The organism is Streptococcus sp. VT 162 (assembly GCA_000688775.2).
Lineage (GTDB): Bacteria > Bacillota > Bacilli > Lactobacillales > Streptococcaceae > Streptococcus.
The window spans coordinates 1,124,308-1,138,058 of sequence record CP007628.2 but is presented as its reverse complement, the minus strand read 5'-3'; the positions used below and the strand labels follow the sequence as shown (position 1 = coordinate 1,138,058).

General features: G+C 41.3%; 14 protein-coding genes. 12 read left to right on the top strand and 2 right to left on the bottom strand.

Annotated elements, in window-relative coordinates:
• Positions 1-93: 93 nt before the first annotated feature.
• Together V470_05600 and V470_05595 are read left to right on the top strand one after the other, a co-directional pair.
• A complete protein-coding gene (locus tag V470_05600; GenBank protein ID AHZ47898.1) occupies positions 94-768 on the top strand; it encodes a transcriptional regulator in 675 nt (224 codons plus the stop codon).
• A complete protein-coding gene (locus V470_05595; GenBank protein ID AHZ47897.1) occupies positions 758-2,095 on the top strand; it encodes a histidine kinase in 1,338 nt (445 codons plus the stop codon). The genes V470_05600 and V470_05595 overlap by 11 nt, the downstream gene beginning before the upstream one ends.
• A gap of 64 nt (positions 2,096-2,159) precedes the next feature.
• Here the strand turns inward: V470_05595 and V470_05590 are convergent, their stop codons facing one another.
• A complete protein-coding gene (locus tag V470_05590) occupies positions 2,160-2,444 on the bottom strand; it encodes a membrane protein (protein AHZ47896.1) in 285 nt (94 codons plus the stop codon).
• A 382-nt stretch (positions 2,445-2,826) separates the two neighbouring features.
• Here V470_05590 and V470_05585 point away from each other — a divergent pair, with 382 nt between their 5' ends.
• The 10 genes from V470_05585 (at position 2,827) to V470_05540 (ending at position 11,797) form a co-directional block, all read left to right on the top strand.
• A complete protein-coding gene (locus V470_05585; protein ID AHZ47895.1) occupies positions 2,827-3,882 on the top strand; it encodes a permease in 1,056 nt (351 codons plus the stop codon).
• A 13-nt stretch (positions 3,883-3,895) separates the two neighbouring features.
• Positions 3,896-4,576, top strand: coding sequence for a hemin ABC transporter ATP-binding protein (locus V470_05580; GenBank protein ID AHZ47894.1), 681 nt, complete (start codon positions 3,896-3,898; stop codon positions 4,574-4,576).
• 125 nt (positions 4,577-4,701) lie between these two features.
• Positions 4,702-5,631, top strand: a complete 930-nt coding sequence (locus V470_05575; GenBank protein ID AHZ47893.1) for a peptidase U32 — start codon at positions 4,702-4,704, stop codon at positions 5,629-5,631.
• A gap of 105 nt (positions 5,632-5,736) precedes the next feature.
• Positions 5,737-6,420 (top strand): ribose 5-phosphate isomerase, encoded by a 684-nt coding sequence (locus V470_05570; protein ID AHZ47892.1) that lies wholly within the window; start codon positions 5,737-5,739, stop codon positions 6,418-6,420.
• A gap of 23 nt (positions 6,421-6,443) precedes the next feature.
• Positions 6,444-7,655 carry a phosphopentomutase gene (locus V470_05565; protein AHZ47891.1) on the top strand — a complete coding sequence of 404 codons (1,212 nt, stop codon included), beginning with the start codon at positions 6,444-6,446 and terminating at the stop codon, positions 7,653-7,655.
• Between the two features lies 1 nt (position 7,656).
• The gene (locus V470_05560) at positions 7,657-8,217 is read left to right on the top strand and encodes a phosphopentomutase (protein ID AHZ47890.1); all 561 of its coding nucleotides are present in this window, start codon (positions 7,657-7,659) and stop codon (positions 8,215-8,217) included.
• Positions 8,214-9,023 carry a purine nucleoside phosphorylase gene (locus tag V470_05555; protein ID AHZ47889.1) on the top strand — a complete coding sequence of 270 codons (810 nt, stop codon included), beginning with the start codon at positions 8,214-8,216 and terminating at the stop codon, positions 9,021-9,023. Before V470_05560 ends, V470_05555 begins: the two co-directional genes overlap by 4 nt.
• 4 nt (positions 9,024-9,027) lie before the next feature.
• Positions 9,028-9,738: a glutamine amidotransferase gene (locus V470_05550; protein ID AHZ47888.1), complete on the top strand. Its 711-nt coding sequence runs from the start codon at positions 9,028-9,030 to the stop codon at positions 9,736-9,738.
• Positions 9,739-10,210: 472 nt separating this feature from the next.
• Positions 10,211-10,921, top strand: a complete 711-nt coding sequence (locus tag V470_05545; GenBank protein ID AHZ47887.1) for a purine nucleoside phosphorylase — start codon at positions 10,211-10,213, stop codon at positions 10,919-10,921.
• A 144-nt stretch (positions 10,922-11,065) separates the two neighbouring features.
• Entirely contained in the window at positions 11,066-11,797 is a 732-nt protein-coding gene (locus V470_05540) for an NAD-dependent deacetylase (protein AHZ47886.1), read from the top strand.
• 199 nt (positions 11,798-11,996) lie between these two features.
• Here the strand turns inward: V470_05540 and V470_05535 are convergent, their stop codons facing one another.
• A complete protein-coding gene (locus V470_05535) occupies positions 11,997-13,652 on the bottom strand; it encodes a dihydroorotate dehydrogenase (protein AHZ47885.1) in 1,656 nt (551 codons plus the stop codon).
• Between the last annotated feature and the right edge of the window lie 99 nt (positions 13,653-13,751).

The following is a 13,751-nucleotide window of genomic DNA, read 5'->3' as shown; positions in this document are numbered from 1 at the left end:
ACAAAAACTCAACTTTCTATCTGAAAACAAGAGAGAGTTGAGTTTTTTTTAAGGCAATTTTGGTATAATAATCATAACAAGGAGGAGTTTCTGATGATAAAAATCTTATTAGTAGAAGATGACCTAGGTCTGTCAAACTCAGTATTTGACTTTTTAGATGATTTTGCAGATGTCATGCAGGTTTTTGATGGAGAAGAAGGTCTCTACGAAGCTGAAAGTGGCGTTTATGACTTGATTTTGCTTGACTTGATGTTGCCTGAAAAAAATGGCTTCCAAGTCTTGAAAGAGCTGCGCGAAAAAGGAATTACGACACCAGTCCTTATCATGACAGCTAAGGAAAGTTTGGATGACAAGGGACATGGTTTTGAGTTGGGAGCGGATGACTACCTCACCAAGCCTTTCTACCTAGAAGAACTCAAAATGCGGATCCAAGCCCTTCTCAAACGTTCAGGTAAGTTTAACGAAAACACCTTGACCTATGGAGATATTGTCGTCAACCTTTCAACGAATGAAGTGAAGGTGGAAGATACTCCTGTGGAACTACTCGGAAAAGAGTTTGAGTTATTGGTTTACTTCCTTCAAAATCAAAATGTTATTCTTCCCAAGACGCAAATTTTTGATCGTCTATGGGGATTTGATAGCGATACGACGATTTCCGTTGTAGAAGTCTATGTCTCAAAAGTTCGTAAGAAATTGAAGGGAACAGCCTTTGCTGAAAATCTTCAAACCTTGCGTAGTGTCGGGTATATTTTAAAAGATGTTCAATAAACTAAAAAAAACATGGTATGCGGATGATTTCAGCTATTTCATTCGAAACTTTGGAGTGTTCACCCTGATCTTCTCTGCTATGACCTTGATTATCCTCCAGGTCATGCACTCGAGTCTCTACACTTCTGTAGATGAAAAACTCCAAGCCCTTAGTAGTAGTCCCCAAGCGGTTATCCAGTTGGCCCTGAATCGGGCAACTGAGGAAGTCAAGGATATTCAACCAGCAACAGCGGATGCCAACAAGGCTGAAATCAAGCCCAATGTCAGCTCCAATACGGAAGTCTTGCTCTTTGACAAGGATTTTAATCAGCTCTTACTGGGCAATCGTTTTTTAGGTTTGGACAAGATCAAGCTGGACAAAAAGGAGTTGAATCACATTCGCCAAATCCAAGTTGTCAATAGCTACGGTCAGGAAGAAACCTATCGGATGATTTTGATGGAAACCAACTCATCTTCCGTCTCAAGTAACGTCAAATATGCGGCGGTTTTAATCAATACCAGCCAGCTCGAGCAAATCAGCCAAAACCACGAGCATTTAATTGTTGTAGTCATGGCTAGTTTCTGGCTCCTGTCTTTAATTGCCAGTGTTTACTTGGCACGTGTCAGTGTCAAACCCTTGCTGGAAAGCATGCAAAAGCAGAAGTCCTTTGTTGAAAATGCCAGTCACGAACTGAGAACGCCTTTGGCCGTTTTACAAAATCGTTTAGAAAATCTCTTTCGAAAACCAGAGGCAACGATTATGGAATCCAGCGAAAGTATCGCTTCGAGTCTTGAAGAAGTTCGCAACATGCGCTTCCTCACGACCAATCTTCTCAACCTTGCACGTCGCGATGATGGAATTAAACCAGAAATAGCAGAAGTATCACCACAGTTCTTTAAAACAACCTTTGCTAACTATGAGTTGATTGCTTCTGAAAATGATCGTATTTTTGAGTATGAAAATCGGATTTATCGTCCTTTCATGACCGATCAGTTGCTCCTCAAACAGCTCATGACCATCTTATTTGACAATGCCATCAAGTATACTGAAGAAGATGGGAAAATTGAGTTTGTAGTTCATGCTACAGATCGCCACCTCTATCTTACAGTAACGGATAATGGAATTGGAATCTCAGCTGCTGATAAGAAGAAAATCTTTGATCGATTTTACCGTGTAGACAAGGCGAGAACCCGCCAGAAAGGTGGCTTTGGTCTTGGACTATCTTTAGCCAAGCAGATCGTAGATGCATTACGAGGAACGATTAGCGTCAAAGATAGCAAACCTAGAGGAACAATATTTGAAGTTAAGATCGCTATTCAATCGCCTTCAAAACGTAAGAATAAATAAAAAAGACAGTTATATAACTGTCTTTTTTGATAACTAGAAAAGAGGCTGGTAGTAGTACCAACCTTTATTTTGAAAATTTTCGTTTCATTATCTTTCGTTGAAGTTGTAAAAGTGCGAAGCTTGTTGCCATAGCAGTGATAAAGGACAAAGCTGTATTTAATTTTATAGCTAAAAAGATAAAACTAAAAAGTGCCATAAAAATACAGAAACAAGCGATATTTACAAAAAATAAAATCTCTTTTAGGTTAGGGCCGACTGGGGCTTCAGGTGTGTAATCTTGGTAAAGCGGAGTTTGATTCGATTCGGGAGCTTGTTCAAACTCATAAGCTTCTAGTTTTCTTGCGGACATGATTCTCTCCTTAACAGTACATAACTATTTTATCATTTTTTATGGAGAGAATTATTACAGAATTGTTACAAAACTACTAAAGTCTCTTATCAACTTCTAAGTCGCTCTCTTGACACCTGCAAGGGAAAATGATAGCATGGATGTTACACTTAAAACAGATGACCTAACTTTCTCTATTATAAATATACTGAGAAAGGTAAGGATAACTTATATAAATTGATAGCAAGCTGAGGCTTTTCCTAAGATGATTTGTTGAGTTGCTACCTGGATACTTTTGAAGAGTATTGATAGGAGTTGTTTTGAATGGATGATAAGACAGAGATTCTGTCTATTGGACTGGGTGGCTTTTTGCTACCTCTGGGAAAAGTAAAAGGAGATAAGCATGTATCTTGCTATCAAAGAGATATTACGAAACAAACTTCGATATAGTTTGATTCTAACTACCATTTTTCTTATCGCTTTTATGGTCTTTTTTATGACCAGTCTAGCTCTTGGTCTTGTGCGAAACAACCGAGCAGCTATTGATAATTGGAAAGCGACGGGTGTCGTTTTATCCGACTACGCAAATGATAATTTGACGGCATCCTTTATTCCTGAAAAGGACTACAAGGAAAAGAGTTCTGAAGAGGCTGCTCCATTGGGCTATATGTTCGCTGTGACCAATCTAGTCGATGGTAGTGAAAAGATCAACGTTTCCATCTTTGCTCAAGACTGGGACTCTTTTATCTCTCCTAGTTTGACGGAGGGTCGTTATCCTGAAAGAGATGATGAGGTTGTCGTGGATCAGTCTTTTGAGAACTATGGGATGAAGCTAGGTGATGCCATTCAGCTCAATGGAAGCGAGACAAGTTACAAGATTGTAGGCCTGACTCAAGGAAATAAATTTTTCACAGAGCCTGTTGTCTTTACGAGTCTGACAACTTATTGGACCTTACAAGGAACCTTGAAAGCCAATCGTTCCATCTCTGCCTTAGTATTGAAAAATGACATAGAAGTGACTGGCGATGGTCTAAAACAGATTTCCATTCCAAAAATGATATCGAAAATTCCTGGTTACACACCTCAGGTTAATGTATTTTCAGGAATGATTCTTGCTATGATTGTCATTACAGGCTTGATTGTGGGAATTTTTGTTTATATCATTACCATCCAAAAACTAGGCCTTTATGGAATAATGCGGGCTCAGGGGATACAGATCAAAACCATTGTATGGTCTCTGTTCTGTCAAATCTTCCTCCTAGCTGGTATGGGGATTGCTTTAGCCTTGCTGGCAATCGGAGGAGTGATTTTAGTCTTACCAGCTACCTTCTTTTTCTATCCAAGTTGGATAGCCTACTCTGTCCTAAGCTTGGTAATTTCCTTGATGGCCCTTCTAGGTGGTGTCATTTCACTTCCACGCTTGCTAAAGGTAGACCCGATTACTGCGATTGCAGAATGATAAGGAGAATAGTATGACAGCATTGATTGAAATGAATCAAGTGACAAAAACCTACGGGGAAGGAAAGATGAGAGTCGTAGCCCTGCATGAGACGAATTTTCAGCTAAATGCGGGAGAGTTCGTAGCTATCGTCGGGCCTTCTGGATCTGGAAAGACGACTTTTCTAACGACTCTAGGACAACTTCAGGAAGCATCGAGTGGAAAAATTTTGGTAAAGGGGAAGGAAACAGGCAGTTTGACGGAGAAGGAAAAAACAGATCTCCGTTTTAGAGAGTTTGGTTTCATTCTCCAGGCTTCAAACCTAATTCCGTTTCTAACAGTCAAGGAACAGCTGGATTTGATTGACAAACTAGATAAGGGAAAAAATAGTAAAAGTGACCGAAAAGAACTCTTTGACTTGTTGGATTTGGAAAAAGTTCAAAATCATTATCCCAAAGCTCTATCGGGTGGCGAACGTCAACGTGCCGCGATTGCTAGAGCGCTCTATAACAATCCAAGCATTGTGCTTGCAGATGAGCCGACAGCCAGTCTAGATACCGAGCGTGCTTACCAAGTAACGGAGATGCTGGCTGCCATTGCCCATGAACAAGGAAGAGGAGTTGTCATGATCACTCATGATACACGCCTTCTTGATAAGGTTGACCGTATTTATGTCATGAATGATGGCCACCTAGTTGAAGAAACACATGCATAAAATAGAGTGAATGGTACAAGTTACTGTTCACTTTTTTGATTGGAAAAGATAGAAACAAGTTTAACTTTTTGTGAAACTCCCAGTACCCATAGCTGATTTTTGAGAAATGTGGTATAATTTTTCTTATGGAAAAGATTATCATTACAGCAACTGCTGAAAGTATTGAACAAGTTGAACAACTACTCGAAGCTGGCGTAGATCGTATCTATGTTGGTGAGAAAGATTTTGGCCTTCGTCTGCCAACGACTTTTAGTCATGACCAATTGCGTGAGATTGCTAAGTTGGTTCATGAAGCAGGCAAGGAATTGATCGTCGCAGTCAATGCCCTCATGCACCAAGATATGATGGACCGAATCAAGCCTTTCCTAGACTTCTTGGAAGAAATCAAGACAGACTATATTACAGTAGGAGATGCAGGTGTCTTTTACGTGGTCAACCGTGATGGCTATTCCTTTAAGACCATCTACGATGCTTCAACCATGGTGACAAGCAGTCGTCAGATTAACTTCTGGGGTCAAAAGGCAGGCGCCTCTGAGGCTGTTTTGGCGCGTGAAATTCCATCTGCTGAACTCTTCAAGATGCCAGAGATTTTGGAAATTCCTGCTGAAGTATTGGTTTATGGAGCTAGTGTCATTCATCATTCTAAGCGTCCGCTCTTGCAAAACTACTATAACTTCACGCACATCGATGATGAAAAGACACGTAAACGTGACCTCTTCTTAGCAGAACCGAGTGACCCTGAGAGCCATTACTCTATCTTTGAAGACAATCATGGGACCCACATTTTTGCAAATAACGACCTTGATTTGATGACCAAATTGACAGAATTGGTGGAGCATGGTTTTACTCACTGGAAGCTAGAGGGGCTCTACACACCTGGTCAGAATTTTGTAGAAATTGCTAAACTCTTTATCCAAGCACGTGGCTTGATCCAAGAGGGCAACTTTAGCCATGACCAAGCCTTCTTGTTAGATGAGGAAGTGCGCAAGTTACACCCTAAAAACCGTTTCCTCGATACAGGATTCTATGATTACGATCCTGATATGGTTAAATAGGACACCAAAACCCGAAATAAAAATGTTCGGGTTTTTCCAGTGTATCCATGAAATAAAAACGGATACATGTTATAATAAAAATAGCTCTTTAATGGAGGTGTTTAAGTGGAGAATCTGAAAAAGATAGCAGGTATCAAGGCTGCTGAGTTTGTCAAGGATGGTATGGTTGTTGGACTCGGTACTGGATCAACTGCTTACTATTTCGTAGAAGAAATCGGTCGTCGGATTAAGGAAGAAGGTTTGCAGATTACTGCTGTAACGACTTCCAGTGTGACCAGTAAACAGGCTGAAGGTCTTAACATCCCGCTCAAGTCGATTGATCAAGTAGACTTTGTCGATGTGACGGTTGACGGGGCGGATGAAGTAGATAGTCAGTCCAACGGGATCAAAGGTGGTGGTGGTGCCCTTCTGATGGAGAAGGTTGTCGCAACGCCCTCAAAAGAATACATTTGGGTGGTCGATGAAAGCAAACTGGTAGAGAAACTAGGTGCTTTTAAATTGCCTGTAGAAGTGGTTCAGTATGGTGCAGAACAGGTCTTTCGTCGGTTTGAGCGAGCTGGCTACAAACCAAGTTTCCGTGAAAAAGACGGCCAACGTTTTGTGACCGATATGCAGAACTTTATCATTGACCTAGCCTTGGATGTCATTGAAGATCCGATTGCCTTCGGACAAGAATTGGACCATGTCGTTGGTGTCGTAGAGCATGGCTTGTTCAACCAAATGGTGGATAAGGTCATCGTAGCGGGACGAGATGGTGTTCAGATTTTAACTTCAAAAAAAGCAAACTAATCAAAAAAATAAGGAGACAGACTATGTCAAAATTTAATCGGATTCACTTGGTTGTACTGGATTCTGTGGGAATCGGTGCTGCACCAGATGCCAATAACTTTGTCAATGCAGGGGTTCCAGATGGAGCTTCTGACACACTAGGACACATTTCCAAAACAGTTGGTTTGAATGTGCCAAACATGGCTAAAATCGGTCTAGGAAATATTCCTCGCGAAACTCCTCTAAAGACTGTACCAGCTGAAAGCAATCCAACAGGATATGCAACAAAATTGGAAGAAGTTTCCCTTGGTAAGGATACCATGACTGGTCACTGGGAAATCATGGGACTCAATATTACTGAGCCTTTCGATACTTTCTGGAACGGATTTCCAGAAGAAATCTTGACAAAGATTGAAGAATTTTCAGGACGTAAGGTCATTCGTGAAGCCAACAAACCTTACTCAGGTACGGCTGTTATCGATGATTTCGGACCACGTCAAATGGAAACTGGAGAGTTGATTATCTATACTTCAGCTGACCCTGTTTTGCAAATTGCTGCCCATGAAGACATTATTCCTTTGGATGAATTGTACCGTATCTGTGAATACGCTCGTTCAATTACCCTTGAGCGTCCTGCTCTTCTAGGTCGTATCATTGCCCGTCCATATGTTGGTGAGCCAGGTAACTTCACTCGTACAGCAAATCGTCGTGACTTAGCCGTTTCTCCATTTGCACCAACTGTTTTGGATAAATTGAATGAGGCTGGTATCGATACTTACGCTGTTGGTAAAATCAACGATATCTTTAATGGTGCTGGTATCAATCATGACATGGGCCACAACAAGTCAAACAGCCACGGAATTGATACATTATTGAAGACTATGGGACTTGCTGAGTTTGAAAAAGGATTCTCCTTCACAAACTTAGTTGACTTTGATGCCCTTTACGGCCACCGCCGCAATGCTCATGGTTACCGTGATTGCTTGCATGAGTTTGATGAACGCTTGCCTGAAATTATCGCTGCCATGAGAGAAAATGATCTTCTCTTGATTACTGCGGACCACGGAAATGACCCAACCTATGCTGGAACTGACCACACTCGTGAATATATTCCACTTTTAGCTTACAGCCCTAGCTTTAAGGGAAATGGTGTCATTCCAGTCGGACATTTTGCAGATATCTCAGCGACAGTTGCGGATAACTTTGGTGTTGAAACTGCCATGATTGGGGAAAGTTTCTTAGATAAATTGGTATAAGATGAAACGCTATGCTTTACTGGTAAGGGGCATTAATGTAGGTGGGAAGAATAAGGTTGCTATGGCGCAACTTCGTCAAGAACTGACAGAGTTGGGACTGGAAAAAGTTGAAACCTATATCAACAGTGGCAATATTTTCTTTACTTCGACAGATGACAAAGCCCAATTGGTTGAAAAGTTAGAGGCTTTCTTTGAAATCCATTATCCATTTATTCAGAGCTTCTCTTTGCTGAGTCATGAAGACTATGAAGCAGAGCTGAAGAATCTGCCAGATTGGTGGACCAAAGACCTAGCTCGAAAAGATGTGCTCTTCTACACGGAGGGCTTGGATGTGGATCAAGTCATCGAGAAAGTTGAAAGTTTGGAACTGAAAGATGAAGTGGTTCATTTTGGAAGACTTGGGATTTTCTGGGGGAAATTCTCTGAAAAATCCTACTATGCAACTGCCTATCACAAGTACTTGCTCAAGATGCCTTTCTATCGCAACATCACCATTCGCAACGCAAAAACCTTTGACAAAATCGGTCAAATGCTAAAAAATAATAAAGGAGACACAGAATGACATTTTTAGATAAGATCAAGGAAACAGCTGCTTTCCTGAAAGAAAAAGGAATCCAAGTGCCTGAGTTCGGTCTAATCCTTGGATCAGGCCTTGGAGAATTGGCAGAAGAAATCGAAAATCCAGTTGTAGTAGATTATGCAGACATTCCAAACTGGGGTCGCTCTACAGTAGTTGGACACGCTGGGAAATTGGTATATGGTGAACTTTCAGGTCGCAAGGTCTTGGCTCTTCAAGGTCGTTTCCATTTCTACGAAGGAAATCCTCTCGAAGTCGTGACTTTCCCAGTACGTGTGATGAAAGTTCTCGGATGTGAAGGTGTCATTGTAACCAATGCAGCTGGCGGTATTGGTTTCGGTCCTGGTACCTTGATGGCTATCTCAGACCATATCAATATGACGGGGCAAAACCCATTGATGGGTGAAAACTTGGATGACTTTGGTCCACGTTTCCCAGATATGTCTAAAGCCTACACACCAGAATACTGTGCTACTGCCCATGAAGTGGCTAAAAAACTTGGTATCAAGCTTGATGAAGGTGTCTATATCGGTGTTACTGGTCCGACATATGAAACACCTGCAGAGATTCGTGCCTATAAGACACTGGGAGCAGATGCGGTTGGTATGTCTACGGTTCCTGAAGTTATTGTGGCCGCTCACTCAGGCTTGAAAGTTCTCGGTATTTCATGTATTACTAACCATGCTGCAGGATTCCAAGAAGAACTTAACCACGAGGAAGTTGTAGAAGTGACTGAACGTGTCAAAGGCGACTTCAAAGGCTTGCTTAAAGCGATTCTTGCTGAATTGTAATGTCATGAGAGTTCACTTTATTTTACATGAGACATTTGAGGTTCCAGGCGCATATCTAAAATGGGCTATAGAACGAGGTCATCAAATTACATCAACAAAGGTTTATGAAAAAGAACCTCTTCCTGAAACAATTGACGGGATTGATTTTCTGATTGTCATGGGTGGTCCTCAATCACCTGATGAGGATAGAGAAAACTTCCCATACTATGATCCAAAGGCTGAGCTTGCTTTTATGAAAGAAGCGATTGCTACAGATATTTATATTGTTGGTGTCTGTCTTGGTGCGCAACTCCTATCTGTTGCCTATGGTGCGAAGTATGAACATAGTCCAGAGCGCGAGATCGGTGTTTATCCTGTGACATTGACGATGCAAGGTCTAACAGATCCTCATTTCAGCTTGTTCGGAGAAACCATAGAAACCGGCCACTGGCACGGTGATATGCCAGGGCTGACAGATGAAGCTGTCGTCTTGGCGACCAGTCAAGGTTGTCCACGCCAAATTATTCGCTTCAGTCCAAAACATTATGCCTTTCAGGCTCATTTGGAATTTGATCCAGACGCAGTAGAATTATTGATTGCTGCGGATGGTGAGGAGAAATTAAGAGAGCAAAGTGAAAAGTTGCCTTTTGTTCAAACACCAGAAGAATTACGTGGAAACGATTATTCTGAAATGAATGCAAAACTGTATGCATTTTTAGATTCATTGGTAAACTAGGAACTACAGAAAGGCAGAGTATCTGAGTTATAGTCAAACTCGGGCTAATTGTTCTGTGAAATATTTAAATTTAAAATCAAGAAAGAAAGGATGGGTAAACCGTATTTGCTGAACTGAATACGGGCAGAGAACTGCGTGAAAAAGATAAACTGTCTAGCATCTGCGATGCTTCGTCAGTTTCCTATTTTTACTTTGTTCTCTGTCGCTATCCTAAATATACAATAAAGAAAGGTAGAGCGTGTGTTCAAATTTGAACACGAGCGGAAACTTTTCTAGAAATTCAGAAAGGAAGGGGAGTTCGGTTTTGAATTGAACTCGGACTGTTCTCTTCTATATCATAAAAATTAAGAAAGAAAGGAATTGAACCCACCCTAAAAGCAGTGGGAAAAAGATAGTTGGTCTAGCGAGCATCGCTCACTGCACCCAACTCCTATTTTCCCTTCGCTTTTTGACGGGTTTGGTATCTTATATTATGTCTATCCATATTGCTGCTCAGCAGGGTGAAATTGCTGATAAAATTCTTCTTCCTGGGGATCCTCTTCGTGCTAAGTTTATTGCGGAGAATTTCCTTGAAGATGCTGTTTGTTTTAACGAAGTGCGTAACATGTTTGGCTACACTGGTACGTACAAGGGTCACCGTGTATCGGTCATGGGAACTGGGATGGGAATGCCGTCCATTTCTATCTATGCCCGTGAGTTGATTGTAGACTACGGAGTGAAGAAATTGATTCGTGTGGGAACTGCGGGTTCATTAAATGAAGATGTTCATGTCCGTGAATTGGTTTTGGCGCAAGCAGCTGCAACCAACTCAAACATCATCCGCAATGACTGGCCACAGTATGATTTCCCACAAATCGCTAGCTTTGATTTGCTTGACAAGGCCTACCATATCGCTAAAGAACTCGGTATGACAACCCACGTTGGGAACGTCTTGTCATCTGATGTCTTTTACTCAAACTACTTTGAAAAGAACATTGAGCTTGGTAAATGGGGAGTTAAAGCTGTAGAAATGGAAGCAGCAGCACTTTACTATCTTGCTGCCCAACACCACGTTGATGCGCTAGCTATCATGACAATCTCTGATAGCTTGGTCAATCCAGATGAAGATACTACTGCAGAAGAACGCCAAAATACCTTCACCGATATGATGAAGGTTGGTTTGGAAACCTTGATTGCAGAGTAATCAGAGAATAGATTTTCAATTACATTAGTTACAAGAACTGTTGTAAGTGATTTATTTTCAATATCTTAGCAATGATAAAGAAAGAGTTGAAAATCCAACTATTGATTTTCAACTTTTTTAGAACTCAGCTTAAGGAGAAATGTGATGGATAAAATTGAACAATTACAAGACTTGATAGATCAAAGCCAACGGATTGTTTTCTTTGGAGGGGCAGGAGTGTCAACCGAGTCTAATATCCCAGATTTTCGTAGTTCAGATGGTGTTTATAGTCATCAGTTAGGCCGTCATTTTACGGCAGAGCAACTCGTTTCTCGGACCATGTTTGAGCGCTATCCAGAAGATTTTTTTGACTTCTATAAAAAATACCTGATTTATCCAGAAGCCAAGCCTAATGCTGCTCACACTTATCTAGCTGCTTTGGAAAAGACAGGTAAGCTAAAGGCTGTTGTGACACAAAATATCGATAGTCTTCATGAAATGGCTGGCTCCCAAAAGATCTTTAAATTGCATGGGAGTGCGGACCGGAATTACTGCCTAGGTTGTCAACGTTTCTATGACTTAACTGCTTTTCTTGCCCTCGAGGGACCTGTTCCCCACTGCTTAGACTGTGGCAAGGTGGTCAAGCCTGACGTGACCTTGTATGAAGAATCACTTGACATGGATGTTTTTAGTCAAGCTGCACAAGCTATTCGGCAAGCAGACTTGCTGATTATTGGTGGGACTTCCTTGGTTGTTTATCCTGCAGCTAGCCTAGTAAACTATTTTTCTGGAACAAATCTGGTCCTTATCAATAAAACCAGTATTCAACAAGACAGCCAAGCTACATTGGTCATTGAAGGCAAGATTGGGGAAGTCTTTTCGAAATTGAGACAATAAAAGAATTTTAGAAGATAGCAACAAAATCTTGTTACTTGAAAGAGAAAACTATCTCATTTATTGGCCAAAATCTCGCTCTTTAAGAGTTACTAAAAACTGGCTGAGAAAATCAAAATACCTTCACCGATATGATGAAGGTTGGATTGGAAACCTTGATTGCAGAGTAAAATGTAAACGAAAATCCTGATTTCAAGTGGAATCAGGATTTTTTCATAGATGCGATTTTTTCTGGATCTGGTGTGACACGGAGGGTCTTTTGTCCTGTATAGGTTACAAAACCGGGTTTTCCTCCTGTTGGTTTGTTGAGCTTTTTCACTTCAATCATATCCACTTGCACGAGATTTGACAAACGCCCTTTGGAGAAGTAGGCAGCTAGTTCGGCCGCATCTGTTTTAACTTCATCAGATGGGTCAAGATTTCCTGAGATGACGACATGACTTCCAGGAATGTCCTTGGCATGGAACCAAAGTTCCTCCTTGCGGGCCATTTTAAAGGTCAATTCCTCATTTTGCAGGTTGTTTCGTCCGACATAGATGATGGTCTTGCCATCGCTCGCTAGATACTGTTCTGGTTTTTTGCGTTTCTGGATTTTCTCGCGTTGGCGTCTTCTAATAAAGCCAGTTTGGATCAATTCTTCACGGATTTCAGCGATTTCCTCCAGCCCAGCTTGGTTAAGAACAGTCTCGACACTTTCCAGATAGAGAATGGTTGCCTTGGTTTCTTCAATCAGTTCAGTCAGGTATTTGACAGCTTCTTTGAGTTTCTGGTAACGTTTAAAATAGCGTTGGGCATTCTGACTGGGAGTCAAGGCCTTATCAAGCGCAATGGTGATAGGTTGATTGGTGTAGTAGTTGTCCAAGGTAACCTGATCTTGGTCATTAGGCACTTGGTGGAGGAAGGTTGTCAACAATTCCCCTTTTTGGCGAAATTCCTCAGCATTGTCTGTTGCCAGTAATTCTTTTTCTTGTTTTTTCAGCTTATGTCGATTTTTCTGAAGTTCATTTTCAACACGTCGAATCAGTTCGCTGGCTTGCTGTTTGACACGGTCGCGTTCAGCCTTGTCCTTATAGTAGGTGTCCAGCAAGTCAGAAAGGCTGGCAAAAGGCTCTCCCACCTGATTTACAAAAGGAACTGGGCTGAAGGAAGTCTCTGTTAAGCATGGCTTGGTTTCTTGACTGAAAAAGTTTCGGAAAGTAGACAGTTTATCACTGACAAGAATGTTTTCCAATTCATTTGCCGTATCACGTCCCAGACCTTGAAAGAGACTTTGAAGATTTTTTGCAGTTAGTTCTTGGGTTTGCAGAATTTCAAAGAGTTTTTCATCCTTGACAGTAAAAGGATTGAGAGACTCGGTGCTTGGTGGAGCGAGATAGGTCGATCCGGGGAGCAAGGTGCGGTAGCTATTTTGTGAAAAGCCAACGTGTTTAATAACTTCGAGGATTTTATGGCTGCTTTTATCCACGAGGAGAATATTACTGTGTTTCCCCATAATCTCGATAATCAAAGTAGCCTGGATATGGTCCCCAATCTCGTTTTTATTGGAAACGGTAATTTCCACAATACGGTCATTTTCGATTTGCTCGATCGACTCAATCAGGGCGCCTTGTAAATACTTTCTCAAAACCATGATAAAAGTAGAAGGTTGGGCTGGATTTTCAAAAGTCGTTTGGGTCAGCTGGATGCGACCAAAAACGGGATGAGCAGAGAGGAGCAGGCGATGGCTTTGACGATTGCTGCGGATTTGCAAGACCAACTCTTGTTCAAAAGGTTGATTGATTTTCTGGATGCGACCATTGACCAACTCTCTTCGCAATTCCTCAATCATGTGGTGTAAAAAAAATCCGTCAAATGACATCGTTCTCTCCTTGTGATTGTATTCCATAGTATTATATCAAAAAGGTAGAATAAAATCATGGAAATATGGTATAATAAAGCCAAGTAAAGAGAATCGAGA